At 71.6% G+C, this 25,972-nt stretch carries 28 protein-coding genes; 16 read left to right on the top strand and 12 right to left on the bottom strand.

Annotation, left to right across the window (positions count from 1 at the left end; all coding sequences use genetic code 11):
- Positions 1 to 5: 5 nt before the first annotated feature.
- The 4 genes from VF092_27045 to VF092_27030 all read right to left on the bottom strand — a co-directional run bounded on the left by VF092_27045 (position 6) and on the right by VF092_27030 (position 3,391).
- Complete coding sequence (locus VF092_27045; protein HEX6750975.1) at positions 6 to 368, bottom strand: hypothetical protein; 363 nt, start codon at positions 366 to 368, stop codon at positions 6 to 8.
- Positions 369 to 375: 7 nt separating this feature from the next.
- Positions 376 to 786 carry a hypothetical protein gene (locus VF092_27040; protein ID HEX6750974.1) on the bottom strand — a complete coding sequence of 137 codons (411 nt, stop codon included), beginning with the start codon at positions 784 to 786 and terminating at the stop codon, positions 376 to 378.
- A gap of 14 nt (positions 787 to 800) precedes the next feature.
- Positions 801 to 1,988 carry a molybdopterin-synthase adenylyltransferase MoeB gene (gene moeB, locus VF092_27035; protein ID HEX6750973.1) on the bottom strand — a complete coding sequence of 396 codons (1,188 nt, stop codon included), beginning with the start codon at positions 1,986 to 1,988 and terminating at the stop codon, positions 801 to 803.
- Between the two features lie 545 nt (positions 1,989 to 2,533).
- Positions 2,534 to 3,391, bottom strand: coding sequence for a class I SAM-dependent methyltransferase (locus tag VF092_27030; protein HEX6750972.1), 858 nt, complete (start codon positions 3,389 to 3,391; stop codon positions 2,534 to 2,536).
- Positions 3,392 to 3,568: 177 nt separating this feature from the next.
- On the opposite strand from VF092_27030, the gene VF092_27025 reads away from it, so the two are divergent.
- The 3 genes from VF092_27025 (at position 3,569) to VF092_27015 (ending at position 6,290) form a co-directional block, all read left to right on the top strand.
- Entirely contained in the window at positions 3,569 to 4,207 is a 639-nt protein-coding gene (locus VF092_27025) for a DedA family protein (protein HEX6750971.1), read from the top strand.
- A complete protein-coding gene (locus tag VF092_27020; GenBank protein ID HEX6750970.1) occupies positions 4,207 to 5,199 on the top strand; it encodes a LysM peptidoglycan-binding domain-containing protein in 993 nt (330 codons plus the stop codon). Before VF092_27025 ends, VF092_27020 begins: the two co-directional genes overlap by 1 nt.
- 68 nt (positions 5,200 to 5,267) lie before the next feature.
- Positions 5,268 to 6,290, top strand: coding sequence for a PRC-barrel domain-containing protein (locus tag VF092_27015; GenBank protein HEX6750969.1), 1,023 nt, complete (start codon positions 5,268 to 5,270; stop codon positions 6,288 to 6,290).
- A gap of 88 nt (positions 6,291 to 6,378) precedes the next feature.
- On the opposite strand, the gene VF092_27010 is transcribed toward VF092_27015, so the two are convergent.
- From VF092_27010 to VF092_26985, 6 genes are all read right to left on the bottom strand, one after another.
- Positions 6,379 to 6,573: a hypothetical protein gene (locus VF092_27010; protein ID HEX6750968.1), complete on the bottom strand. Its 195-nt coding sequence runs from the start codon at positions 6,571 to 6,573 to the stop codon at positions 6,379 to 6,381.
- A gap of 419 nt (positions 6,574 to 6,992) precedes the next feature.
- Positions 6,993 to 7,766 (bottom strand): SDR family oxidoreductase, encoded by a 774-nt coding sequence (locus tag VF092_27005; GenBank protein HEX6750967.1) that lies wholly within the window; start codon positions 7,764 to 7,766, stop codon positions 6,993 to 6,995.
- Between the two features lie 147 nt (positions 7,767 to 7,913).
- A complete protein-coding gene (locus VF092_27000) occupies positions 7,914 to 9,011 on the bottom strand; it encodes a DUF4037 domain-containing protein (protein HEX6750966.1) in 1,098 nt (365 codons plus the stop codon).
- Positions 9,012 to 9,124: 113 nt separating this feature from the next.
- Positions 9,125 to 10,009, bottom strand: coding sequence for a zinc ribbon domain-containing protein (locus tag VF092_26995; GenBank protein HEX6750965.1), 885 nt, complete (start codon positions 10,007 to 10,009; stop codon positions 9,125 to 9,127).
- A gap of 337 nt (positions 10,010 to 10,346) precedes the next feature.
- A complete protein-coding gene (locus VF092_26990) occupies positions 10,347 to 10,994 on the bottom strand; it encodes a response regulator transcription factor (protein HEX6750964.1) in 648 nt (215 codons plus the stop codon).
- The gene (locus tag VF092_26985) at positions 10,991 to 11,698 is read right to left on the bottom strand and encodes a sensor histidine kinase (protein HEX6750963.1); all 708 of its coding nucleotides are present in this window, start codon (positions 11,696 to 11,698) and stop codon (positions 10,991 to 10,993) included. Before VF092_26985 ends, VF092_26990 begins: the two co-directional genes overlap by 4 nt.
- A gap of 226 nt (positions 11,699 to 11,924) precedes the next feature.
- On the opposite strand from VF092_26985, the gene VF092_26980 reads away from it, so the two are divergent.
- A complete protein-coding gene (locus VF092_26980; GenBank protein ID HEX6750962.1) occupies positions 11,925 to 12,569 on the top strand; it encodes a GntR family transcriptional regulator in 645 nt (214 codons plus the stop codon).
- A 207-nt stretch (positions 12,570 to 12,776) separates the two neighbouring features.
- On the opposite strand, the gene VF092_26975 is transcribed toward VF092_26980, so the two are convergent.
- Complete coding sequence (locus tag VF092_26975) at positions 12,777 to 13,310, bottom strand: GAF domain-containing protein (GenBank protein ID HEX6750961.1); 534 nt, start codon at positions 13,308 to 13,310, stop codon at positions 12,777 to 12,779.
- On the bottom strand, positions 13,307 to 13,600 hold the full coding sequence (locus tag VF092_26970; GenBank protein HEX6750960.1) for a hypothetical protein: 294 nt from the start codon (positions 13,598 to 13,600) through the stop codon (positions 13,307 to 13,309). The genes VF092_26975 and VF092_26970 overlap by 4 nt, the downstream gene beginning before the upstream one ends.
- A 154-nt stretch (positions 13,601 to 13,754) precedes the next feature.
- On the opposite strand from VF092_26970, the gene VF092_26965 reads away from it, so the two are divergent.
- From VF092_26965 to VF092_26910, 12 genes are all read left to right on the top strand, one after another.
- Positions 13,755 to 15,179 (top strand): NAD(P)/FAD-dependent oxidoreductase, encoded by a 1,425-nt coding sequence (locus VF092_26965; GenBank protein HEX6750959.1) that lies wholly within the window; start codon positions 13,755 to 13,757, stop codon positions 15,177 to 15,179.
- Positions 15,180 to 16,145, top strand: a complete 966-nt coding sequence (locus VF092_26960; protein ID HEX6750958.1) for an alpha/beta fold hydrolase — start codon at positions 15,180 to 15,182, stop codon at positions 16,143 to 16,145.
- Positions 16,142 to 17,170 (top strand): amidohydrolase family protein, encoded by a 1,029-nt coding sequence (locus VF092_26955; GenBank protein ID HEX6750957.1) that lies wholly within the window; start codon positions 16,142 to 16,144, stop codon positions 17,168 to 17,170. Before VF092_26960 ends, VF092_26955 begins: the two co-directional genes overlap by 4 nt.
- A 79-nt stretch (positions 17,171 to 17,249) precedes the next feature.
- Positions 17,250 to 18,422, top strand: a complete 1,173-nt coding sequence (locus VF092_26950; GenBank protein HEX6750956.1) for an AAA family ATPase — start codon at positions 17,250 to 17,252, stop codon at positions 18,420 to 18,422.
- Positions 18,419 to 19,042, top strand: coding sequence for a DUF4276 family protein (locus VF092_26945; protein HEX6750955.1), 624 nt, complete (start codon positions 18,419 to 18,421; stop codon positions 19,040 to 19,042). The genes VF092_26950 and VF092_26945 overlap by 4 nt, the downstream gene beginning before the upstream one ends.
- The gene (locus VF092_26940; GenBank protein HEX6750954.1) at positions 19,042 to 19,866 is read left to right on the top strand and encodes a hypothetical protein; all 825 of its coding nucleotides are present in this window, start codon (positions 19,042 to 19,044) and stop codon (positions 19,864 to 19,866) included. Before VF092_26945 ends, VF092_26940 begins: the two co-directional genes overlap by 1 nt.
- A 299-nt stretch (positions 19,867 to 20,165) precedes the next feature.
- Positions 20,166 to 20,783, top strand: coding sequence for a hypothetical protein (locus VF092_26935; GenBank protein ID HEX6750953.1), 618 nt, complete (start codon positions 20,166 to 20,168; stop codon positions 20,781 to 20,783).
- A complete protein-coding gene (locus VF092_26930; GenBank protein ID HEX6750952.1) occupies positions 20,776 to 21,138 on the top strand; it encodes a transcriptional regulator in 363 nt (120 codons plus the stop codon). Before VF092_26935 ends, VF092_26930 begins: the two co-directional genes overlap by 8 nt.
- 39 nt (positions 21,139 to 21,177) lie before the next feature.
- A complete protein-coding gene (locus VF092_26925) occupies positions 21,178 to 21,900 on the top strand; it encodes a di-trans,poly-cis-decaprenylcistransferase (protein ID HEX6750951.1) in 723 nt (240 codons plus the stop codon).
- 216 nt (positions 21,901 to 22,116) lie between these two features.
- Complete coding sequence (locus VF092_26920) at positions 22,117 to 23,304, top strand: NAD(P)/FAD-dependent oxidoreductase (protein HEX6750950.1); 1,188 nt, start codon at positions 22,117 to 22,119, stop codon at positions 23,302 to 23,304.
- Positions 23,301 to 24,854 (top strand): DUF4173 domain-containing protein, encoded by a 1,554-nt coding sequence (locus tag VF092_26915; protein HEX6750949.1) that lies wholly within the window; start codon positions 23,301 to 23,303, stop codon positions 24,852 to 24,854. The genes VF092_26920 and VF092_26915 overlap by 4 nt, the downstream gene beginning before the upstream one ends.
- Positions 24,851 to 25,534, top strand: coding sequence for a hypothetical protein (locus tag VF092_26910; GenBank protein HEX6750948.1), 684 nt, complete (start codon positions 24,851 to 24,853; stop codon positions 25,532 to 25,534). The genes VF092_26915 and VF092_26910 overlap by 4 nt, the downstream gene beginning before the upstream one ends.
- Positions 25,535 to 25,972: the final 438 nt, after the last annotated feature.

The following is a 25,972-nucleotide window of genomic DNA, read 5'->3' as shown; positions in this document are numbered from 1 at the left end:
CCTCCTCACGGCGCGGGGTGGCGGACCAGCGTCCGCCGGCGGACGTAGCGCACCGCCGGCGCCAGGATGTAGGTGCTCCCCACGCCGATCGCCACCAGCCCCACCGAGCGCATCCCCGCCAGCGAGAAGCCGAGCGTTCCCGCGGCGATGGGAACGCCGGCGAGCGTCCACGCCAGCGCCACCGTGGCGCGGTACGCCCACGGCCGGTCGCGCCAGAGCGCGTCCGCCGCCACCAGCGCCAGCGCCGCGGAGATCGCGAGGAACACGCGGGCGACGAGCTCCTCGCCGTGATACAGCTCGTGCGCGAGCGCCGCGCCGATCACCGCCGCGCATGCCGCCAGCAGCCGGAAGCCGGTGCGCCGCCGCATCATCCGCTCACGGCCGGGGCCACGGCGCCGGCGTCCGCCCCCGCGGCGGCGGCGACTGGCGGCGGAGATACTTCAGCATCGGGAACACGACGAAGGCCACGCACAGCGCGGGAAGGAGGCCGCCCAGCCCCGCGGCCACCCTGCCCATCGCCAGCGCGGCGAGGGCGGGAAGGGCCAGGACGCCGACGGTGCCCACGGCCAGCGCCCGCGCGGCGGGGTACGCCCACGGCCGCATCCCCCACAGCGCCTCGGCGGCCACGAAGGCCAGCGCGGCGAGCGCGGCCGCGATCACCTGCAGCACGATCTCCGCGAGCTCGTCGCGCGGGCCGGAGACGAGCACGACCGCCGTCAGCCCCGCGCCGTACAGCGCGGCGCAGAGCGCCATCCCGCGCTGCTCCGCGTGTCCCTGCGTCGTCATCGCCCTTCGAGAGATCAGTACTTGGGGATGGACGGGTCCACCTGGTCGCTCCAGGCCAGGATCCCGCCCTTGAGGTTCCACAGCCGCTCGAACCCCTGGTCGCGCAGCATCTCCAGCATGCGGCCGCTGCGCGCGCCCGAGCGGCACATCAGCACCACGTCCTGGTCGCGCGGCACCTCGTCCACGCGGCCGGCCAGGTCGTTCATGGGGATCAGGCGCGCGCCGTACCGCCCCAGGTTGCCGATCTCCCACTCGAACGGCTCGCGCACGTCGATCACCGTCACCTCGTCCCCGCGGTCGAGGCGCTCCTTGAGCTCGGTGGGGGTGATCTCGGCCATCTGCCCGTTCATCTCCGCTCCCTTCCCAGGCGCCTGCGGGGCGATGCCGCAGAAGCGCTCGTAGTCGATCAGCCCGCGCACGGTGGGGCTCTCGCCGCACGCGGGGCAGGCGGGGTCGCGCCGCAGGCGCATCTCCCGGAACCTCATCCGGAGCGCGTCGAAAATCAATAGACGGCCCGTGAGGGTCTCGCCCGCGCCCAGCAGCAGCTTGATGGCCTCGCACGCCTGGATGCTGCCGATGATGCCGGGGAGCACGCCCAGCACCCCGCCCTCGGCGCAGTTGGGCACCAGCCCCGGCGGCGGCGGCTCGGCGAAGAGGCAGCGGTAGCACGGCCCGTGGCCCGCGTGGAAGACCGACGCCTGCCCCTCCCAGCGCAGGATGGAGCCGTAGACGACGGGCTTGCCCAGCAGCACGCCGGCGTCGTTCAGGAGGTAGCGGGTGGGGAAGTTGTCCGTCCCGTCGACCACCACGTCGTACTCGCCGACCACGTCGAGCGCGTTGGCCGAGGTCAGCCGCTCCGCGTGGGGGACCACGGCGACGTGGGGATTGATCTCGGCGATGCGGTCGCGCGCGCTGTCGAGCTTGGGGCGGCCGACGTCGCGGGTGCCGTGGATGATCTGGCGCTGGAGATTGGTCGTGTCGACGACGTCGAAGTCGGCGATTCCGATCGTCCCCACGCCCGCGGCCGCGAGGTACATCGCCACGGGCGAGCCCAGCCCGCCGGCGCCGACGACCAGCACGCGCCCCGCCTTGAGCCGCCGCTGCCCCTCGGGCCCCACCTCCGGCAGGATCAGGTGCCGCGAGTAGCGCACGCTCTCGTCCGTGGAGAGCGAGATCTCCCGCTCCGCTTCCAGTATCGTCATGGGATCACCGTCTTGAATAGCTCCCGCGAAACCCTCGGCCGACGTCATCCTGAGGCCGGCCAGACCGCACTTTCGTCCCTCACCGTCGCTTGCAGGCCGAAGGATCTATACCCGGCCTTGCACGACACTGGGGATGCGCGCCGATACGGCGATGTCATCCTGAGCCTGAGGGCGCCGCACAGAACTCGCGTCCACACCGAACGTGGGCGCCGACCGAAGGATCTACTCGCCCCCGCGGACAGGCCTCTCGTCACACGAATTTCATCGCGCGTCGAGTAGATCCTTCGGGCGCGACAGGTCACGGCTTGGACGAGAGTTACGCGCTTCGCGCCCTCAGGATGACACCCGACGGGCGTCCACGGGTGGGCAATCCCCCGTTCGACGACTTCTCTTCTACCCCGCATCGGCCGACGGTGCGTCACCGCTGCGATCGTGCGGCGACGGGCTATAGATCCCTCGGCCTGCAACCTGTTGCGTGGACGCGGCTTCGGTCTGGCCGGCCTCGGGATGACGTCCTCCTCCTTCTACGGTGCGATACCCCACCATCAGCCCTCGTCGACCTTGCGGACGACGAAGTGGAGATGGTCGGTGGCGTCGCGGTACTGCGGGAGCTCGCCCGTCTCGGCGGCGAAGGCGAGGACGTTGGCGTACGCGGCGGGATCGCTCTCCGCGAGCGCCTCGACCATGGGCCGCATCCCGCCGAGGAAGCCCTCCGCGCCGGCGTAGGTCTCGATCGCGAAGCCGGCGGCGCGCAGCTCCTCCATCGCGGCGGGCGGGGTGCTCCAGTGCGCCTCGGTGAACCGGCGCAGGCGCTCCTGCGACAGCGACTGCGGCTGCAGCATCCCCCGCAGCACCTCGTCGTCCTGGTACCAGCGCGGAAAGTCGCCGATGCCGGTGCGCAGCAGTCCCCACGCGTTCAGGTACGCGGCGATGGCCACGCCGCCCGGCTTCAGCACGCGCCGCAGCTCGCCCAGCGCCCGCATCCGCGCGCCGGCCCCGGTGAGGTGATACAGCGGCCCCAGCATCAGCGCCGCGTCGCAGCTCGCGTCGGCGACGGCGGAAAGATCCTGCGCGTCGCTGGCGATGAAGTCGACCGCCTCGAGGTCCGCGTCCGCGAACGCCTGCCGCGCGCGCTGGACCAGCCCGGGCGACAGGTCCACCAGCGTGACGCGGAAGCCGCGGCGCGCGAGCTCCAGCGCGTAGCGGCCGGGGCCGGAGCCGGCGTCCACCACGTCGCCGCCGGGCGGGAACCAGCGGTCGACCAGGCGGAGCGTGCCGGCCATCTCCACGCGGCAGAGCGGGAGGTCGAGCCGCCCCCATTCCGTCTCCACGTTGGCGTCGTAGAACCCGCGCACGGTGCCGCTCATCGTCCCCGCCTCCGCATCGAATCGCCCGTCCCGCATCCCCCTTCCATCCCCAACCTAACCACGTGGGGATTCGTCGCAAACCCATGCGGTGCCCTTGAATACGGGCGCCGCACAGGATAGTCTTCCGGCCGTACATCAACCGGGTGGAGGCGCCGCTTCCGCCCGACCGCTGACCCCGCGGACGGCCCGGCGGCCGGGAGAGACGGCACCAGAGTGCAGACGCTGATCGACTTCATCCTCCACCTCGACACCCACCTGGCCGAGCTGACCCGCGACTACGGCGGGTGGATCTACGGCATCCTTTCGCTGATCCTGTTCTGCGAGACCGGGCTGGTGGTGACGCCCATCCTCCCCGGCGACTCGCTCCTCTTCGCCGCGGGCGCGCTGGCGGCGGCGGGCGGCGGGCTGAACGTGTGGGTGCTCCTTCCCTGCCTGATGGTGGCGGTGTTCTGCGGCGACAACGTGAACTACTGGGTGGGCCACCGCCTGGGCCGCGCCGTGTTCAAGGACGACGCGAGGATCCTGAAGACGAAGTACCTCCACCGCACGGAAGCGTTCTACGCGAAGTACGGCGGCCGCGCGATCGTTCTCGCCCGCTTCGTTCCCATCGTGCGCACCTACGCGCCGTTCGTGGCGGGCGCGTCGAAGATGCCGTATCCGCGCTTCCTGGCGTTCAGCGCGGGCGGGTCGCTGCTGTGGATCAGCATGTTCCTGCTGGGCGGCTACTTCTTCGGGAACATCCCGGCGGTCAAGGAGAACTTCATGGTAGTGATCCTGGCCGTGATCTTCGTCTCGGTGCTCCCCATGCTGGTGGAGTTCATCCGCCACCGCCGCACCGAGCGCCCCGCCTGATGCCGATCTCCATGCGCGCACGCCTGATCCCGATCCTGCTCGCCACCGGGGCGCTGGCCGCGCCGGCGGCCGCGCGCGCGCAGGACACCGCCCCGCGCGACACCATCCGCCTGGGGATGCCGGCGGATACGGTCACGATCTCCGACGACAGCAGCGCGGCGCGCCCGGCCCGCCCCCAGCGCTGGGCGCAGCCGTTCGCGGTGGAGACGAGCGGCCAGGTCGCGCCCCGTCCCCCCGCGCACGACGTGGTCTGGCTCTCCGCCGACAGCGTCCGCGCGCGCCGCCTGGCCGCCGCCGCGACCGCCGACAGCGCCGACGAGGAGGAGGGCGACAGCGCCGTCGCGCTCGCCGACACCGCCTCGTCCGACGAGGCCGCCGACTCCGCCGCGCCGCCCCCGCGCTCCCGCCGCGCCTCCGCCGACAGCGCCTCATCGAATCGCCGCACCGGCCGCACCGCATCTCGCGACACCGCCGCGTCCGGCCGCCGCGCGGCGCGCGGAGACACGACGGCGGCGACGCGCCGGACGACGGCATCGCGCGACACCGCGACGACACGCCGCACCACGTCGCGGCCGCGCACGCACACCGTGGCGTCGGGCGAGACGCTGTACGGCATCGCGCGGCGCTACGCGGTGACGACGGCGCAGCTGCGCGCGCTGAATCCCGATCTCGGCGAGACGCTGGAAGTCGGCACCGTCCTCCGTCTTCCCGCCGGCGCCCGCGCCCCCGCTCAGCCCGCCGCCCGCGACGACGACGAGGACGAGCGTCCGGCGGCGACGCCGCGACGGACGACGACGGCGCGCGACACGGCGACGCGGCGCACGCCGGCGCGGGGGCGGCGGACGCACACGGTGGCCGCGGGCGAGACGCTGTTCGGGATCGCGCGGCGCTATGGCGTGTCGGTGGATGCGATCCGCGCGGCCAACCGGCTGGAGGGCGACCGGGTGCGCATCGGGCAGACGCTGGTCATCCCCCCGAAACCGCAGGGGTGATGGCCCGATTCCTTCCGTAGACGATGGGGTGAGGCGAGTTCCCTGAAACGTGGAACTGGGGGTGGACGATGGCGGACGCGAACGGCCCGCGCGCGGAGATCCTCCGCTCGCGCGACTTCATCGGCTGGGCGGTGACGGCGGCGAACGGCGCCAACGTGGGCACCGTGAGCGACATCCTGATCGACCGGCAGGGGCGGGTGCGGTTCCTGGCGGTGGACCCCGGCTTCTTCAAGAAGCCCTTCCTCCTCCCCGTCGAGGCGCTGGAGTGGGGCGAGGGGTCGCTGCAGACGTCGTGGACCGACGCCGAGGTCAAGCGCCTGCCGCCGTACGACCCCGGCGTGCCGCTGACGGCGGGCGTGCTCGACGAGCTGGGCCGCGCCTTCCCGCGCTACTACGGCGAGCACGTGGGCTCCGCGTTCGATCCAGGCGACGGCCCCAGCGTGGTGCCGCTGAAGGACGCGAAGGACTTCCGGCTGGCCAGGGGCGCGCCGAACCTGAAGGGGTGGAACGTCTACGGCGCCGACAACGAGAAGGTCGGCAGCGTGGCGCAGATGCTGGTGGACCCGGTGGCGCTGAAGATCCGCTACCTGGACGTGGACCTGGCCGACGACCTGTTCGGCCTGGTCGACGACCGCCACGTGCTGGTGCCGCTGGAGGCGGTGGAGCTGCGCGAGCGCAGCCAGGACGTGTGGGTGCAGGGGCTGTCGGGGCGGGAGATCGCGAAGCTGCCGGCGTACCTGGGCGGCCCGGTGGACCCGCTGCTGGAGCAGGCCAGCGAGCGCTCGTTCCGCCTGGCCGAGCAGCGCCCGCCCGTGCTGGTGCAGGGAGATGAAGATGCCACCGCGCAGCTTCCGCCCCCGGACGAGCCGCGGCTGATGCCGCGCGACGCCGAGTTCGCCGCCCCGCCGCCGATGCCGATCGACGAGCACCCGCCGGTCCTCGTCGAGGACAGGCCGCTCGGCGCGAACGAGCTCCCGCCCCCGCTCCCCGACGAGGCGCCGCCCCCGCCGCCCGACGTGCCCCGGAGCGACGAGCCGCCGCCGATCCTCGTCCAGGCGCCCCCGCCCGAGGACGAACGCGACCGCAGTTGAGTGATGCGGAGATGGTGATGTCCCGATATACCAAGAGCCCCGCCGGACCATCCGGCGGGGCTCCTTTTCGCTCCGGCGCGATAGCCCGTTACGGCCCGCTGCGGCAGACGCACTGGCCGTTGAGGCAGAAGCCGTAGTTGGCGCCGTGGGTGATGCAGTAGTAGTCGCACGTCTGCTCGTTGCACCCGGGGCCGGCGGTGGCGCCCTGCGGCACGGAGGCGAACGCCTCGCGCGCACCGAAGGCCAGCGCCGCCGCGATGATGGCGCCCAGTACCATGCGCATCGCTTTCTCTCGCATGCGAGCCCCCTCTCTCGGATGGAAGGACACGTCTCGCAGAACGGAATCGATTGTATCGCAAATCTGGTCTGAAAACAACTACGCGGCGGAAGTTCAAAGCGCAAACGCGTGCTGAACATCGCGCCCAAGCATAAAGCCTGTCATCCCGAGGCCGCTGCACCGGACACGCGTACGGGCCGAATTCGGGCGGCCGAGGGATCTGTGGCCAGAGTTACGCGCCGATGTTCGGCCGTCGGTGCGGACGCTGGCCACAGATTCCTCAGGCGCCGCAAGGCGACGGTACGGACGCAGGTTCCGGCCGGCGGCGCCTTCGGAATGACAGTTTGGGTGGCAACAAAAAAAAGGGAGAACCGGTCGCGGCCCTCCCCTCTTTTCTCTTGCTGTCCCCTGTACCCTGTCCCCTATCACCTGCGACTCACCATCGTGGCGCTCGCCTGGTCGGTGGGCTTGATGATGATCTCGTCGATGCAGACGTGCGGCGGGCGCGTGGCCACCCACACGATCGTCTCGGCGATGTCGGCCGCGGTGAGCGCCGTCATGCCGCGGTAGACGTTCTTCGCGCGCTCCTCGTCGCCGTGGAAGCGGACGACGCTGAACTCCGTCTCCACCATCCCCGGATCGACCGTGCTCACGCGGATGCCGGTGCCGAGCACGTCCATCCGCAACCCCTTCGTGATCGCCCCGACGGCGTGCTTGGTGGCGCAGTAGACGGCGCCGCCAGGATAGACCTCGTGGCCGGCGACGGAGCCGAGGTTGATCACGTGCCCGTGGCCGCGCTCCACCATCCGCGGCACCACCGCGCCGGTGACGTAGAGGAGGCCCTTCACGTTGGTGTCGACCATCTCGTCCCAGTCGGCGGGGGAGCCCTGCCACAGCTTGTCGAGCCCGCGCCCCAGGCCGGCGTTGTTCACCAGCACGTCCACGTCGCGCCACTCCGCCGGCAGCCCGCCGATGCGCTCGCGCACGGCCTGCGCGTCGCGCACGTCCATCTCCAGCAGGAACACGTCGGTGCCGCCACCGCGCAGCTTCTCGGCCAGCTCGATCAGCCGCCCCGCGCGCCGCGCGACCAGGATCAGCCGCGCGCCCTCCGCAGCAAACGCCCGCGCGCACGCCTCGCCGATCCCCGCGCTGGCGCCGGTCACCAGCACCGTCCTCCCCGTCAGCTTCATCGCGATCATCCCCCCATCTTGAAAGTCGGAAGGGGGATGATTCTACCACCGCCCCCGTGCACGAGCCAGCCATCCTCGATCTCACGCGGAGACGCGGAGTCGCGGAGGACTCAGCGCCGCGCGTAGTTCTCCGCGTCTCCGCGTGAGCCGATCGGTTCAGAGGTACAGCTCGCGCAGCTGCGGGCGCCACTCGGGGTGAGCGACGAGGTCGGTGCTGTCGCTGAACTGGTCGATGCCGCCAATCGGCCGGCGCGCGGCGATGCGGCGCACGCGCTCGTCCTCGATGCGCGCGAGCAGGGCGTCGAGGAAGATGCCCATCTCGATCACGCGGAACGGGCGGCCGAAGAACGGGCGCGCGGTGGCCGGCAGCGGGTCGGTGATGCGGAGCGCGTTGTGCATCGCCGCGACCGCCTCGTACGCGGGGACGAGGTGCCGCTCGCGCTCCTGCCACGTGCGCGCCGCCAGCGCCTCCGCGAGGTGCGGCATCAGCGCGGGGCCGCAGCGCAGCCGCGCGAACGCGGTTCCGAACCACTTGGGATACGGCGCGTAGACGCGCTCCATCAGGAACCCCAGCCGCATCACGTCGCGCACCAGCCGCGCGCCGATGATCGCGGAGCCGACCTCGTCGCCCACCAGCCCCGCGCGCCCCATCAGGTGCTCCTCCTGCCCGATCCGCGCCCACCCCGCGGCGAGCAGGTAGATCCACACGTCGCGCGGATAATACGCGAACCGCGCGCGCATCTCTCCCAGCCCGACGTCGTCGCGGAAGACGGGGCCGTCGGCGATCGTCCGCAGCTTCTGCCCGGGAAAGGTCAGCCAGTCCGCCGGCTCGATCTCGCCCGCGATGTCGAACCCGAGATAGTCGAGAATGAACCGCCGCGGCGTGGTGATCGCCACCTTGTGGATCACCGGGCCATGGTCGCGCGGATCGAGCACCTGCGAGCCGTGGTCCTCGGCGTCCGGCTCGGTGAAGCTGGTCGGATAGCCGCGGAAGCGGTGCGGCAGCCGCTCGCGCAGCAGCGCGTCGATACGGTCGTGGACGGCGTCGTAATCCTCCTCGCGCAGGAAGAGGTCGACGCGCGGACCCCAGCCGTGATCCGCGCTCATCTCCGTATCGAAGCCCAGCACCTCCGACCCGGTGCCGAGCAGCCCGGCGGCGACGGGGAGATCGGGGAACTCGGACGCCAGCAGCGGATCGACCGCCTCGGCGAAGAACAGGCGGCTCAGCTCGCGCCCGGGGATGAACGAGGACACGGGGAAATCGGGGGATGATGGCGATGGAGATTGGCCAGCCGGCCGGGAGATCTCCACTACGTCGCCGTCCGGCCGCGGTTTCCGCTGTCCTCCACGCCTCCGCGCGAGGCCCGTCAATCCTCCTTCAGCGGCAGCGCGCAGCGGGGGCAGGCGGTGGCGCCGGGCGGCACCGTCTCGCCGCAGCGGGGGCAGGCGCGGTCGGGTGGGGGGATGAACGACGTGGGCGCCTGCGCCGCCAGCTCCGCGGCCTCCGTCTCCGCGCGGATCAGCCCGCCCAGCACCCCGGCGATGGCCTCGAGCTGCGGGGTGACCAGGTTCTGCGGCACGCTGCCCATCGCCGCGAGAACCAGGTCACGCGTGCCCTCGGCGCCGGGCGGGCTCCAGTTGACGCGCAGGGTGGGCGGCCCCTCCGGCTCCGGCCACACGTCCACGCGCAGCACGTCGCGCGCGGGGATGGGCACCGGCGGCGGATCCGCGGTCAGCGGCGCGACCCACAGGCTGCCGCCGCCCATGAACAGGTCGACCGGGCGCGCCGACATCTCCCCCAGCCCGGAAACGTAGCGCACCCGCGCGACGAAGGCGGCGTTGCGCGGCATCCCCGCCGCGAAGCGGTCCAGCATCACCTTCGCGCGGGTGACGGCGCGCGCGCTCGGCTGGCCGTGCATCACCTGCGGCGGCAGCTGCCCAGTGCGTCGCGGGAAGCGCGCCGCGATCTCCGCGCGCGGCGACACGCCGCGATGGTGGCGCCGCAGCGCCACGACCCACGCGATCGCCGGAACGATCGGGAGCCACAGCACCAGCAGCACGTGGTCGGGGAAGGTGAGGACGGCGATGGCGAGCAGGATCACCCAGCTCATCAGCGCGGTCATGCACCCGCCCCACCACGCCAGCTTCGTCAGGCGCCAGGTGCCGTAGGTCAGCCCCAGCAGCACGACGTACATCACCCACCACGGCAGCGATGGCGTCGCGGCGGTCTCCTGCTGGATCAGCATCAGCATGGGTGAGGTGGGTTCAGGTGGGTGAGTCCGATGGCCGCCTTCGCCGATGGAATCAAAATCTGGAGCAGTCCTCCGGTCCCGGTGGGTTGAAACCCACCGCTGGAACTTCAAGAAATCCGCCTTCGCAGATTCCCACGCCGAGATCTCCGCACCTGCCTCCGGATCTCCCCCGCGACGGGATCAGTCCGCGAAGGCGGACTTCCTGCCGTTCCAGCCCCGGATTTCAATCCGGGGTGGAAGGCGGACTGCGCGGTGTTCGCCCACCCGCACCGATGCATCCTCGGGAGTCCGCGAAGGCGGACTTTGGGCCGTTGTTGCCGCGATTTCAATCGCCCGTCTACCGCCTCGGCCGCGACGCGCCCCCGCGCTGGCGGAGGAAGTAGGCGGCGGCCTCGGTGCGGTTGCGGACGCCCAGCTTCAGGTAGACGTTCTGCAGGTGGAACTTGACCGTGTTGTCGCTCACACGCAGCCGCCGCGCGATCTGCGCGTTGGTCAGCCCCTCGGAAACGAGCGCCAGGATCTCCATCTCCCGGTCCGTCGGCTGCGTGGGCTCCGCGGGCTGCGGCGTACGCAGGAGCCATCTCCGCGCCGCCAGCGGGAAGACGAGCTGGCCGCGATAGACCTGGCGAATGGAGGCCACGGTCTGCTGCGGCGGCTCCGTCTTCAGCGCGAAGCCGCTGGCGCCGCCCTCCAGCGCCGCGCGCATCGACTCGCCGTCGCTGTACGCGGTGAGCACCAGCACGCGCACCGCCGGATGCTCGCCGCGGAGCGATTCCAGGCACTGCAGCCCGCCCATCGGCCCCATCTCCAGGTCGAGCACGACGACGTCCGGGTTGTGGCGGCGGACCGCGTCCAGGCACTGGCCGCCGTCCTTGGCCCCGGCCACCACCTCCATGTCAGGCTCGGCCTCGATCAGCGAGCGCAGCCCCTCCAGCACCAGTTCGTGGTCATCGGCCAGCACGATGCGGATCTTCTCGCGCGTCACGTCTCCCCCTGTCCCGCGATGGGCACCTCCACGGCGATCATCGCGCCGCGGCCGGGGCGGCTGCGCAGCCGGAAGCGCCCGCCGATCATCTCCACCCGGTCGCGCATCCCCTGCAGCCCGTAGTGGTCCTCGACCGGAACGGTGCGCGCGTCGAAGCCCTGCCCGTTGTCGCTCACGCTCATCCGCAGTCGCGGCTCGCCGCGGCGGACCACGCGGCGCAGGCGCACCACCACCCGATTCGCCCCGCCGTGTCGGTAGGCGTTGCTGAGCCCCTCCTGCAGCACGCGGTAGAGCCCGATCTTCACCGGCAGCGGCACGTCGGGAAGCGGGGCGCGCACCTCCAGCTCGATCTCCGTGTCCGTCATCGCCTCGTGCTGCAGCGCCAGCCCCTCGAGCAGCGTCACCAGCCCGCGCGCCTCGAACTCGGGCGGACGGAAGGCGCCGATGAAGGAGCGCACTTCGTTGAGCCCGCCTTCGAGGAGGACGCGGATGCGCTCGGTACGCTCGGAGATCTCGGGCTCGCGCACGCCCGAGGCGTCCAGCGCGCGGCGGAGGAGGTCCAACTGGCTGAGCGCGGCGTACATGTGCTGCACCGGCCCGTCGTGGATGTCGAGCAGGATGCGCTGCAGCTCGCGCTCGGTGACCTGCATCATGCGGTGCGAGGCGCTGATCTCGCGCCCCGCGGCGGACGGGGACCGTGGCATCGATCTCGGGGGATGGCCGATGGAGCGGGAACGGTCGGAGAGGGAATCTACCGGGCGCCGTCCTCTCCGTCACGGTCGCGCCACGATGGCCCACAACGCGCCGCACTGCGCCCGTCGCCCGTTGCAAAGGCGAGAAGTGACGCCGATGTTGTCCGCGGACCCCACCCCGCGCCGCCGTCACGCCGACCATGGACGCCGCGCGCCAGACCCATCGCCCGACCCGTTGATGACCATCACCCGTGTTCCGCTCCGCGAGCAGGTGCACCGCGCCGTGGTCGACCGCATCCTCCGCGAGGAGCTGCCGCCCGGGTCGCGCATCAGCGACTCGGTGATGGCGCAGGAGCTGGGCGTCAGCCGCACCCCCGTGCGCGAGGCGCTGCTGCGGCTGGAGCGCGAGGGGTTCCTGGAGGTGGACGTGGGGCGCGGCTTCTTCGTCAAGCCGCTGTCACTGGCCGAGGTGCGCGAGACCTACCCGATCCTGTGGACGCTGGAGGTGCTGGCGCTGCGCCTGTCGCCGCCGCCGGAGCGGGAGACGGTGGCGGAGATGGACCGCATCAACCGCGAGCTGGCCGAAGCGGGCGACGATCCCGAGCGGCGCATCGACCTGGACGTGGCCTGGCACGCGGCGATGGTGAGCGGGTGCCCCAACGGGCGGCTGCTGGAGCTGATCGCCAGCGTGAAGGCCGTGGTGCGGCGCTACGAGTACGCGTACATGCAGAGCTCCGGGCACATCCACGTCTCCACCCGCGCCCACGACGACATCGCCCGCGCGCTGGAGCGCGGCGACGTGGACGCCGCCGTGTCGCTGCTCGAGGCGAACTGGCGCTTCGGGATGGAGGAGTTTGTGGAATGGATGGAGGGTTGGAGATGAGGGGAAAGGAACGGGGCGGATAAACTCGCGGCCTCGCGGCTACAACTACACGAAGTCCCCCTGCGGGGACTACAGGCTTCGGTGCGGTCGAGATCCAGGTCCGCGCAACGGGACATCACACCAGACCAGGCCGCGAGCACCGCGGCATCGGATGCACCGTCGTCTGTAGTCCGCGAAGGCGGACTTCGTGTGGTTGTTGCCGCGAATTTATTCGCCCGTCTCTCCCCGCCGCGCCTCGATCCGCTCCACCGCCTTCCGCGCGAGTCCGCGCAGCGCGTCCAGGTCCGCCGCGCTGAAGGTGCGGGCCTCGGTGCCGGCCACGCACAGGGTGCCGATCGCATGGCCGCGCGAGGTGACCAGCGGGATCCCGGCGTAGCAGCGCAGGTTCTCGTGCATCACCAGCGGGTTGTCGCGCACGACGGGGTGTGTCGTGGCATCCTCGACGACGAAGGGCTCGCGGCCGGCCACGGCGTGCGCGCAGAAGCTCCACTCCACCGGCGTCCCCCGCGACTCGGCCATCCACCCGCTCAAGCCGTGGTGCGCCGCGAAGAACTGCGCCTCGTCGAGCACCACCGTCACCATCGACATCGGCAGGTCCAGGCGCGCCGCGGCCTCTTCCGCCGTGGCCTGCAGGATGGCGTCGACCTCGGGGGAAAGGAGGCCCAGCTCCACGATCTCCTCGACCCGCGCGGGGTCGGCGAACTCGTCCTTCGGCAGGGCGGGCGTGTGCGGCGCGGTCACAGCGCACCTCCCGCGTGCTCGCGGTTCAGCAGCAGCCAGGTGCGCGAGCGCACGGCCAGCGAGGTGCCCACGGCCCGCTCCGCGCCTTCTCCCCGCACCAGCTGCTCGGCGATGCGCAGCAGCTCCTCGGGCGAAAGACGATGCACGCCGTCGCGCGACACGCCGGCCGCCCGGCAGGCGCGCAGCCACGCCTTCGTCGCCCCATCCACCCCCATCACCCGCGCGAGCATCGTCAAGGCGTCTTCCTCGTTGGGCGGCGCAAGGCCGTAGCGCTGGATCGTCCCGCTCAATTCCCGCTCCCGTCATCTGTTTGCGACCGGATTGTGGCCCCCGAAGCTGTTGCCGCGCTCCCCTCGCGTCAACTGTCTGTCGAGTGTTCCCCGGGCGGCACGGGTTGGGTATCTTCGGCACGGGAACGCACCTCGGCCCAGGGGAGGGAGATTCGTGGCGACACGGGTGATGGCGGTGCCGAACGTGGTGGTGGTCGGCGGCGGCTTCGGGGGATTGTGGGCGGCGCGCGCGCTCCGCCGCGCGCCGGTGACGGTGACGCTGGTCGACCGCCGCAACCACCACCTCTTCCAGCCGCTGCTGTACCAGGTGGCCACCGCCGCGCTCTCACCCGCCGACATCGCGGCGCCCATCCGCAGCGTGCTGCGCCGGCAGCGCAACGCCGAGGTGCTGATGGGCGAGGTGGTGGACGTGGACCGCGCCGCCCGCCAGCTCCTGCTGGCCGACGGCCAGCGCGTGCCGTACGACTACCTGATCGTCGCCACCGGGGCCACGCACGCCTACTTCGGCCACCCGGAGTGGGAGCCGATCGCGCCGGGGCTGAAGACGGTGGAGGACGCCACGGAGATCCGCCGCCGCTTCCTCCTGGCCTTCGAGGCGGCGGAGCAGACGGACGACGCGGAGGAGCGGCGCGCGCTGCTCACCTTCGTCGTGGTCGGCGCGGGCCCGACGGGGGTGGAGATGGCGGGGGCGATGACGGAGATCGCGCGCAAGTCGCTGGTGCGCGACTTCCGCCACATCGACCCGTCCACCGCGCGCATCATCCTGATCGAGGGCGGCCCGCGCGTCCTGGCCGCGTATCACCCCGACCTCTCCGCCTACGCGCGGCGCGCGCTGGAGCGCATCGGCGTCACCGTGCGGCTGGACTCCATCGTGACGAAGGTGGACGAGAATGGCGTGTACGTGGGCGACGAGTTCATCCCCGCGCGCAACGTGGTGTGGGCCGCGGGGGTGACGGCGTCTCCCCTGGGGAAGCGGCTGGACGCGGAGACGGACCGCGTCGGCCGCGTGGTGATCCAGGCCGACCTGTCGCTTCCTGGCGACCCGCGCGTGTTCGTGATCGGCGACCTGGCCGCGCTGAACGGCGAGGATGGGAAGCCGCTCCCCGGCGTGGCGCAGGTGGCGATGCAGATGGGGCGGACGGCGGCGCGGAACATCGCGCGCGACCTGCGGGGGCAGCCGCGGACCGTCTTCCGCTACCGCGACAAGGGGAGCATGGCCACGATCGGCCGGCGCGCGGCGGTGCTGCAGGTCCCCCGGCCGTCGGTGCGGATGAAGGGGTGGCTGGCGTGGATGGCGTGGCTGTTCATCCACGTGATGTCGCTGATCGGCTTCCGCAACCGCGTGTCGGTGTTCATCGAGTGGGCGTGGAGCTACCTGACCTGGCAGCGCGGCGCGCGGCTGATCACCGGCGAGGTGTCGCCCGACCTGCGGCCTGAAGGGTACCACGCGCACGAGAGGATCCCCGCGGCCGACGTGCGGGCGGCGCACGAGGCCGGCAACCGGGCGGCCGAGGACGAGCGCGGGTGGATGGGCGGCGACGTGAGCCAGGCCGCCGCCGGCGCGGCGCGGAAGGCGTAGATGCCGCCGCGCGCGTGCATTCGGCGATTGGCGGAGTGGATGGGCGAGGAGCGCGCCACGCTGGAGCGCGTCCACTACCGCCGCCCCGCCGCGCGCGGCCAGGTGGAGGCGTGGCGCCTCGTCCCGCGGGAGCCGCGGGCGCGCGTCGTGGCGGCGCACGGCGCGGGGAACGATGCGCTGTATCCGCAGATGGCGCTGTTCAAGGCGCTCGTCCGCCGCGGCGTGGAGGTGTTCTCGTTCGACGTCGACGGCCACGGCGCGTCGAGCACCACCGTCTTCGCGCCGGAGATCGTCCCGTCCGCCGTCCGCGCGGCGGTGGAGATGGCGGAGCGCGGGCGGCCCGGGCTTCCGCTCCATCTCCTCGGCCATTCGTTCGGGGGATCGCTGGTGCTGCACGCGCTGGGGACGGCCGCCGTGCCGCACGCCGCCTCGGCGATCGCGGTCTCCGCCCCCGTCACCGTCTCCCTCGGCGCGCGCGTGGCGATGAGCGAGCTGGGCGGCTTCCTGCGCGCGGAGACGCTGGAGCAGCGCGAGCACTACGGCCTGTGGGGCACCGTCCCCGCCGTCGGCCCGCTCAAGCGCCGCGCGTATCCGATCCGCGGCGCGGCCCAGCCCGGCGCGCCCTTCGCGTACGTCGATGCGATCCGCGAGCTGCTCGCCCGCCTCGATCTCCCGAAGACGGTGGGGGAGATCCGCGCGCCGGTGCTGCTCGTCTACGGCGCCGCGGACCGCCTCGTCCCCGCCGAGCAGGGCCGCGCCCTCGCCGCGCGGATGCCATCATCCCGGCTGATCGAGATCCCCCGCGCCACGCACTGGAGCACCGCCTTCGCGCCGGACGCCGTCGCCGCCGCGGCGGAGTGGATCGACGCGCACCTCCCGAGTGCCCAGTGCCAAGTGCCCAGTGCCCAGGAACCTCATCGCTGGACACTGGGCACTGGGCACTCCCCTCCTGATCCTGAATCGTGAACGACCTCGCCCCGCTTCATCCCCCCGTGAAGCTCGATGTCCACACCCATCTCTCGGGGGTGGGCACGAACGATTCGCGCTGCTGGGTGTCGCCGAAGCTGCGGAAGCGGCTGACCTTCCGCGTGCTGCGGTGGATGCAGGGGATCACCGAGGAGCAGCTGCAGAAGAGCTTCGACGAGGACTGGGCGGCGCGGCTGGCGGAGAAGGTGCGCGCGAGCGAGATCGACCACGCGGTGGCGCTGGGCTTCGATGGCGTGTACGACGAGCGCGGCGAGCTGGACGAGTCGCTGTCGCAGATGATCGTGCCCCCCGCGTGGGTATTCGAGGTGTGCCGCCGCCATCCCGAGCTGCTCCCCGGCCCGTCGGTCAATCCCCACTGCGGCGACGCGCTGGAGCGGCTGGAGGAGTGCGTCGAGGGCGGCGCCGTGCTGATCAAGTGGCTCCCCGCGACGCAGCGCATCGACCCGTCCGACGCCGCGGTCGATCCCTTCTACGCGCGGCTGGCGGAGACGGGGATCCCGCTGCTGGTGCACAGCGGGGGGAGCGAGAACACCTTCGCGCAGGTGGACGCGCGGCTGAAGGACCTGCGGCTGCTGGAGCGCCCGCTGCGCGCGGGGGTAACGGTGATCGTGGCGCACACCGCCGCGCCCGTGGCCTACGCGCGCGACGAGGACCAGGTGCCGCTGCTGAAGGAGTGGCTGCGCGAGTTCCCGCGGCTGTGGGTGGACAACTCGGGGATCTCGAACCTGTCGCGCTTCCAGCACCTGCCGCGCTTCGCGGGCGATGCGGAGCTGGTCGCGAGGACGCTGCACGGCAGCGACTGGCCGGTGCCGACCAACGCGTTTTACTACCTGCAGCAGCTCGGCCGCCGCCGCGTGGTGTCGCTGGAGCGCGAGAAGAACACCATCCAGCGCGACGTATCCATCAAGCGCGCGCTCGGCTACCCGGACGAGGTGCTGACGCGGGCGTGCGGCGTGCTGCCGAACCTGGGACGGTGGATCATCCGTGGGCTGGGCGATCCGTAGCTTTTGATTGCCGAATTCGCCCATCACCGGCATTCTTAATGGATTCTAATATCCACACTGCTCCACCGCCGCCTCCGCAATGAACGGCAAGCGCTCGATCCTGAGTCTCACCCTTGAGAACTTCCTCTCGTACGGGTCTCCCGCCCCCGAGATCGAGCTGCTGCCGCTCAACGTGCTGATCGGGCCGAATGCCTCCGGCAAGTCGAACTTGATCGAGGCACTGGTCATGTTACGCGCCGCGCAGGGCGATTTTGATGCGGCCATTCGGGAGGGTGGCGGGGCGGGGGAGTACCTTCGAAAGAACTCGGCAGCGGACGGTTTCTGGGTGGAAGCCCGGGTCTCCAATCCGTCGGACGAGAGCATCCTGGACTATTCGATCAACGTCGAACCTCGTGATTTCCGTCCATACGTGAAGTTCGAGGAGATCGTGCGGATCGTCGATCCGGCCGGCGTTGTCCTGTACACACAGGACGACGGGGATGCAGCAATCGTCCGTCGCGGAGGGCTTCCGAGCGCGCCCCCTGTTCGGGTGCCAGGGCTCTCGCGCGAGCAGTCGATTCTTTCACAACGGCGCGACCCCGAGCTGTACCCCGAGTTGACCTATCTCGCCGGCCTCTTCGGGAGGATCAGCGTGTTTCGGGAGTGGCGATTCGGATCCCGAACCAAGGCTCGTGCGCCACAACCGGCTGATCTGCCGGTCGACTTTCTCCTGCCCGACGCAAGCAACCTCGCGCTGGTACTGAACGACATGCTCCAGCGCTCGAGCATACGCAGCAGGTTGCTCGGTTTCCTTCAGCGATTCTATGCAGGCGCCCAGCACATCTCCGTCAAGCTTTATGCTGGAACCGCCCAGCTATTCATCGAGGAAGCACAAGATGTGCTGGTGCCCGCCACACGTCTTTCCGACGGCACCCTGCGCTACCTGTCGCTGCTCGCCATCCTCTGCCATCCGTCGCCGCCACCGATCGTGTGCATCGAAGAGCCGGAGCTGGGGCTGCATCCAGACATCCTGCCGACCATCGCGGAACTGCTGCTCGACGCGTCGCAGCGCACGCAGCTGATCGTCACTACCCACTCGGATGCGCTGGTCTCCGCACTCTCCGAAGTTCCCGAATCCATCGTCGTTTGCGAGCCGAGCGACGAGGGCACGCAGCTTCGGCGACTGGACAAGGAAGCGCTCTCCGAGTGGTTGAACCGCTACTCGCTCGGCGAGATCTGGCGGATGGGCGAGATCGGGGGCACGCGGTGGTGACGGAGATCCGTCTGTACATCGAGGGCGGCGGGGATAAGGAGGGAAAGGCGCGCCTGCGTCAGGCATTCGCCACGTTTCTTGGCGAGCTGAACGCGCAGGCGCGCAGCCGTCGTGTCCGGTGGCAGATCATCCTGTGCGGCTCCCGCAATCAGACGTACGAGGATTTTCTCCTTGCGCTGAAGACGCATCCCGACGCCTTCAACCTGCTTCTCGTCGATGCCGAGCGCCCGGTGGAGGGTTCGCCGCGCGCTCACCTGCAGGCGCCGCCGCCCGGTGACGAGTGGGATCTCTCCCACGTTGGTGACGATCAGTGCCAGTTGATGGTGCAGGTGATGGAGAGCTGGTTCCTCGCCGATTCCAAGGTTCTCGCCGACTTCTACGGCCAGGGCTTTGCCGGCGCCGCGCTGCCGAAGAACCAGAAGGTCGAGCAGATCGAGAAGTCCGCGATCATGGCGGCACTCGCAAAGGCCACGCGAGCCACACGGAAGGGCGAGTACCACAAGATGCGCCACTCGCCGCTGCTCCTGGAGCGGCTCGATCCTGCGAAGGTGAGGGCGCGCGCACCGCATTGCGATCGCCTGTGGACAACGGTCCAGGAGAAGCTCGGGAGTACTGCGTGATGGCGAAGGTCGGAAGGTATCTGGCGCTCGCCATTTTCCTCTGCTTGATCCCTCACTCCACATCCGCCCAGCTGCGCCCCCTCGACGCGTTCGACTGGCGGCTGCTCGACGGCGAAGGTGTGGTGATGGGCGAGGTCGGCGGCGGGTGGCTCTCCGACCAGCGCGCCTCGCTCGCGGGGACGGAGGGGACGCTGTGGGAGGCGGGCAACTTCCGCGCGGCGTGGCGCACCGGCCGCGTGGTGATCGAAGCCGGCGGCACCGTACAGCGCATCTTTCGCGACGAGCGCGCCTTCGCGGCGCCGGAGCCGGAGGTGGCGCCGGATGCGGACGGCCGCCGCCACGACGCGGGCGACTACCGCATCGCCACGGCGGTGCGGCTGACGGGGGAGCGCGCGCCGGTGGCCGCCGTCCTGCGCTTCGGCGCGCGCCTGCCGACGACGGACAACCGCGTGGGCCTGGACCGCGACGCCACCGACTTCTTCGCCACCATCGGCGGTCGGGCGCGTCGCGGATCCGTCGCGGTGCAGGCGGAGGCAGGCGTGGGGATCTTCGGCACCCGCGACCCGGACTTCGAGCAGGACGATCTCCTCGTCTACGCGGTGAAGGCCGAGTACGATGTCGGGCTTGTCGTCCCCGCGATCACCGTCCTCGGCCAGCAGGTCGGCGCCGGCCACCACGAGATCCGCGGCAACGAATCGCTCGGCGAGGTGCGCGCCGGCCTCCGCATCGGCCGCCGCGAATACCTCCGCGCCGAGGTCGTGCGCGGCTACACCGACTTCTCGCCCGGCTGGGGCGTGCTGGTGAGCGCGGGCGCCGTGCGATAGGGCCGCCTTCCGGAAGGAGAGTGCGACTGAAGTCGCGGCTACAACCACACGAAGTCCGCCTTCGCGGACTGCGGACGCCGGCGCAATTCGCCGCTACGGAGCTCGCGACGAACGAAGTCCGCGAAGGCGGACTGTGCGTCGTTGTAGCCGCGAGTTCACTCGCATATCCTCCACCGATTTCCATCCCCACCGATTTCCATCTCCACCATCCCCTCTGGAGCGGGGATTCCGCGGCACACATTCTGCTTTACATCGCAAAGCACTTGACAGACGCGGACATGCACCCCATCATCCGTGACATGGCGAAGATCATCCCGTTCCGCAGGCCTCCGGAGGAACCGCCGCTCGAGCTGCACGAGCGCGCGATGGACAACCTCCGCTTCATCCGGCAGACGATGGAGCGCGCGGGGAGCTTCACCGCCGTGTCCGGGTGGGGACAGGTGGTGATCGGCATCGCCGGCGCGCTGGCCGCATGGCTGGCGTCGAGCCAATCCAGCCCCGAGATGTGGCTGGCGACGTGGGTCATCGCGGCCGTCGTGTCGATGGGGATCGGCGTGGTGACCACCGCCATGAAGGCGCGGGCGATGGGCGAGCCGATCCGCTCCGGCCCCGGGCGCAAGTTCGTGCTCTCGCTGGCCCCGCCGCTGGCCGCGGGCGCGTTCCTCACGCTGGTGCTGTTCCGCGCGGGGATGACGGGGATGCTGCCCGGGATGTGGCTGCTGCTGTACGGCGCGGGGATCGTGACCGCGGGCACCAACTCGGTGCGCGTGGTGCCGGTGATGGGCTTCAGCACCATGGTGGTGGGCGCCGCCGCGCTGCTGGCGCCCGCCGGGTGGGGCGACGCGTTCATGGCCGCGGGGTTCGGCGGCCTGCACGTGGTGTTCGGAACCGTGATCGCAAGGAGGTACGGTGGCTGACGCGGCACGCAGGACGGCGGCCGACCCGCTGCGCAGCGTTGCCGGGGGCGCCGAGGCGGGGGCGCCCGAGCTCGACCGGCTGATCCACGAGCGCGTGCGCCTGGGGATCGTGAGCGCGCTGGCGGTCAACGAGTCGCTGGCGTTCAACGAGCTCAAGGACATGATGGGGCTCACCGACGGCAACCTGAGCGTGCACGCCCGCAAGCTCGAGGAGGCCGGCTACGTGGAGTGCACCAAGAAGTTCGAGGGGCGCGTCCCCCGCACCGAGTTCCGGCTGACCGACGCCGGGCGCGGCGCCCTGGAGGCGTACCTCAACCACATGGAGGCGATCATCCAGGCCGTCCGCGACCGCTGACGGGTGGATCGCCATATTTTTTTGACCGGATACTTTGCGATGCAGAGCACTTTGGGTCTGGGACGGGGCGGGCTGCACGTCGCGATGATCATGGACGGCAACGGGCGCTGGGCCAACGCGCGCGGCCTTCCCCGCGTGGCCGGGCACCGCGCGGGCGCCAGGGCGGTGCGGCGCGTGGTCGAGGCGTCGCCCGGGCTGGGCGTCGGAACGCTGACGCTGTACGCGTTCAGCTCCGACAACTGGCAGCGTCCGCCGCGCGAGGTGGGCGCGCTGATGCGCCTCTTCCGCTCCTACCTCGCCAGCGAGACCGCGAAGCTGATCGAGAACGGCGTGCGGCTGACCGTGATCGGCCGGCGCGACCGGCTGCCGGACGTGCTGGCGCGCGCCATCGCCGGCGCGGAGGAGGCGACGGCGGGCGGCGGGCGGCTCCATCTCCGCCTGGCGATCGACTATTCCGCGCGCGACGCCATCCTCCGCGCCGCCGCCCTCGCCGCGGGCCGCGAGACGACGCGCGATGAGTTCGCCGCCCATCTGGGTGCCGCGGTGGGCGCGGGCGAGCCGGCGCCCGACGTCGACCTGCTGATCCGCAGCGGCGGCGAGCAGCGCCTGAGCGACTTCCTGCTCTGGGAGTGCGCGTACGCTGAGCTGCACTTCACCCCGCGCATGTGGCCGGACTTCGACGCCGGCGCGCTGGGCGAGGCCGTGGCCGAGTTCCATCGCCGCGAGCGCCGCTTCGGGCGGGTGATGGAGAAGAGTGCGTGAGTGCGGAAGTGCGGAAGTGCGAAGTGCGGGAGTGCCGTGCGCAGTGCACCGACGTCATCCTGAGGCCGGCCAGACCGCAACCAGCGTCTGCACAAGAAGGTTGCAGGCCGAAGGATCTATAACCGCGTCCGCACGCGATCCGGTGAGCCGCACCAGCGCGTCCTCCGGATCTGATTTCAGACTTCTTCAGTCGATCCGAGACGGGAGGGGAGGGGGGTGAGCGACTACGACGTGGTGGTGATCGGCGCCGGGCTGGCGGGGCTGGAGACGGCGCGACGGCTGGCGGAGCGCGGCCTGCGCGTCCTCCTCGCCGACCAGAAGACGGCGCTCGACCGCGCGGTGCACACGACGGGGATCTTCGTCCGCCGCACGCTGGAGGACTTCGACCTGTCCGACGACTGCCTCGGCCCGCCCGTGCGCCACGTGGTGCTCTACTCGCCGCGCGGCCGCGCGCTGCCGCTGGAGAGCGCGGCGACGGAGTTCCGCGTGGGCCGGATGGGCGCGCTCTACGGGCGGATGCTGGACGCGTGCGCCGCCGCGGGCGTGGCGTGGGCGCCGGGGACCCGCTTCGCGGGGGTGCTGGACGACGGGACGCACAGCATCGTCCTGCTGGAGACCGGTTCGCGGGGATGGAGCGTCCGCGCGCGCTTCGTCGTCGGCGCGGACGGGGCGAGCTCGCGCGTGGCCTCCGCGCTGGGGCTCTCCGAGAATCGCGAGTGGATCGTCGGCGTGGAGGAGGTGTTCCGCGTAACCACGGACGGGCCGCCGTGCTTCCACTGCTGGATCGATCCCGGGCTGGCGCCCGGCTACCTCGCCTGGGTGGTCGCGGACGGCGAGGAGGTGCACCTGGGCGTGGGCGGCTACGCGGCGCGCTTCCGCCCCGCCGAGGCGCTGCGCCGCTTCCGCGAGCGCGTGCAGGACCGCTTCGGGCTACGTGGGATGATCGCGGACGAGCGGCGCGGCGGACGCATCCCCGTGGGCGGCGTGCTCCCGCGCATCGCGTCGACCCGCGGGCTGCTGGTGGGCGATGCGGCCGGCGCCGTCTCCCCCCTGACCGCGGGGGGACTGGATCCCTGCATCCGCCTTTCCGCCCTGGCCGCGCGCGTCACGGGCGACTTCCTGGAGACGGGAAATCCCGCCGCGCTGGCGCCGTACGCGGGGAACGCGTTCCGCCGCCGCTTCCGCTCGCGCCTGGCGATGCGCCGCGTCCTCTCCGCGGTGCGGTCTCCCCTGGCCGCCGAGCTCGCGTGCGCGGCGCTGCGGTCGCCGCTGCTGCGGCCGCTGGCATCGCACGTCTTCTTCGGCCGCGGCTCGTTCCCCGACACGGGCGAGGAGCGCGGCGTCATCCCCATCACCCCGCGCTCCGTGAAGCCGGGGCGCGCGCAGGAGGCATCCGTCGCATGAGCGAATCGACCCTTCCCGCCGTCGCGGCCACCGAGCGGCTGCCGCTGAGCCCGCGCACCCGCCACGGCCTGGGCGTCACCGGCGCGGCGCTGGCGCTGGGCGTGCTCGGCGACGCGCTGCTGCGGCCGATCCCGTGGGGCGCCAACGTGACGCTGTGGGTGATCGCGCTCGTGGCCGCCGCCGCCGCGCTGCAGCGGTGGACGGAGACGGACGACGCGTACGCGGGGTGGATGCCGGTCGCGCTCACCGTGGCCGCGCTGATGGCGTGGCGCGACTCGCCGGCGCTGAAGGCGCTCGACCTGACCGCGCTGTGCGTGATCCTGGGGCTCGCGGTCTACCACGCGCGCGGCGGCAGCGTCCGCGTCGCCGGGCTGGCGCGCTACGGCGCGGGGCTGCTGGAGGCGATGTTCATGGCCGTCTTCGGCGCCGGGCTCCTCGTCTCGAGCGACGTGCGCTGGCGCGAGCTCCCGCGCGAGGGGTGGACGCGCCACGCGCTGGCGGCCGCGCGCGGCATCGCCATCGCCATCCCCCTGCTCCTGCTGTTCGGCTCGCTGCTGGTGGCGGCGGACGCGGCGTTCGACTCGCTCGTCACCTCCACCTTCAGCCTCGACGTGCCGCTGGCGACCTCGCATCTCCTGCTCGCGCTTCTCTTTGCGTGGCTGGCGGCGGGGGTGCTGCGGGGACTGGTGCTCCGTCCCCAGGCCGCGCCGCAGCTCCCGGCGGGGACCGTCGCGCCGCCGCCGCTCCCCGCGCCGTCGCTGGGGATCGTGGAGATCGCGACGGTGCTGGGGCTGCTGGACGCGCTCTTCCTCACCTTCGTGGTCGTGCAGCTGCCGCACTTCTTCGGCAGCTACGCCGACCTGGTGGCGCCGGGGACGGCCACCTTCAGCGCCTACGCGCGGCGCGGGTTCTTCGAGCTGTGCGCGGTGGCCGGGCTGGCGCTGCCGCTGCTGATGGGGATGCACTGGCTGCTGCGGAAGCAGGAGCCGCGTGCCGAGCGCATCTTCCGCGTGGCCGCGGGGGCGATGGTGGCGCTGGTGTTCGTGATCATCGCCTCGGCGCTGCACCGGATGGGATTGTACCTGAGCGCGTACGGGCTGACCGAGCTGCGCGTGTACACCACCGCGTTCATGCTCTGGCTGACGGCGGTGTTCGCATGGTTCGGCTGGACGGTGCTGCGCGGCCGGCGCGAGCGCTTCGCCTTCGGCGCGCTGACGGCGGCGGTGGAGACGGTGGTGCTGCTGCACGTGGCGAATCCCGACGCGCTGATCGTGCGGGTGAACGCCGCGCGCCACGCCTCGCCGGTGCGCTTCGACGCGCTGTACGCCGCCTCGCTCAGCGGCGACGCCGTTCCCGCGCTGCTGCGGCGGCTGGACGCCGTGCCGGCGGACGGGCGCTGCACGGTCGCGTCGAGGCTGCTGGGCGCGTGGAGCGGCGCTGGCGAGGACTGGCGCGCGTGGAGCCTGGGCCGCTCGCGCGCCGTGGCGGCGGTGAAGGCGCGCGAGGCCGAGCTGCGCTCCGCCTGCCCCGCGCCGGCGGGGCGTTCGTGAGCGCGCCCGCCGCCGCGCCGGCACTGGCGATCGTTCCCCCGGACGCGCCGCAGCAGCTCACCGCGCGCCCCGGCGAGCGCGAAGACCACCTTCGCCGGGTGCGCACCGGGGGCGCGACCGCGTGCGTCATCGGCGGGCTGCTGCCGGTGGCGAGCGCGGCCGCCTCGCCCTGGCTGCACGGGTGGGAGTTCCTGGGACTGGCGATCTCGTTCATGATCCTGTTCCCGGCGGGCGCACTGGCGATGTTCGTCTGCGCCGTCACCACGCGCGAGCGCGACGACGTGAAGGCGATGCTTCTGGCCGCCGCCGTGTTCGCGGGTGGGATCGCACTGCTGGAGCCGGCCGCGCGCGCGGGGACGGAGGCGTACGTCTCCTCCCATGCGACGGAGCTGGATGCGCTGGCCGCGCGCGTTCGCGCATTCACCCCGCCGGACGTGCCCATGAATCCACTGCTCGACGATGGCGTGCTCCTGCGCGACCTGCTCGCGCACCGCCTCACCAGCCCGCGGCCGGTGGACGGCGGACTGGTGTTCCACACCGACGGGGTGTTCGAGCCGTCGCTGTTCTACGCGGACGGCGTCGCGGGCGCCATCCCCTTCGACTGCCGCAACCTGCGCGCGATCGGGGGGCGGTGGTACATGGCCGATTGCCCCAGGTCTCGCAACGTGTACAGCGATTGAGGGGGGAAGCGATTATACCCTCGAGCCGGCTCTCGTGCGGCCGCGGAGGGCCCCTTCCCCCCGACCCCCTCCCCCGCTGCGCAGGGGCGGGGGAGAACTCAGCGCGGTGAGCCGAAGCCATTGCCCACGCCGCGGTCTCCCTCCCCCATCCCTCCCCCTGATCCCCGCTCATCGAAGCCGAAGAACGAAGACGCCGGCAGCGCGGAGGCTGCCGGCGTCTCGTCATCTCCATCTCCCGCGGTTATACCAAGTCCGGAGGAAGTGTTGGTGCGTCCGACTGAATCGCGTGCCGACGCAGTTATAGATCGGTAGTGACTCCCTTTGACATGGACGAATCGAACAGATAGCTTCTCGCGCCTGGGTTTCGCTGGCTTCCCCAAGCCTGGAGAGGGAGATGGCGCGCCAACGCACGAAGCAGAGTGAGCCGTGCCCGCACTG

Origin of the sequence: Longimicrobium sp. (genome assembly GCA_036377595.1) — a bacterium.
In the GTDB taxonomy this organism is placed as follows: Bacteria; Gemmatimonadota; Gemmatimonadetes; order Longimicrobiales; family Longimicrobiaceae; genus Longimicrobium.
This window is presented reverse-complemented; position numbering and strand designations above follow the sequence as displayed.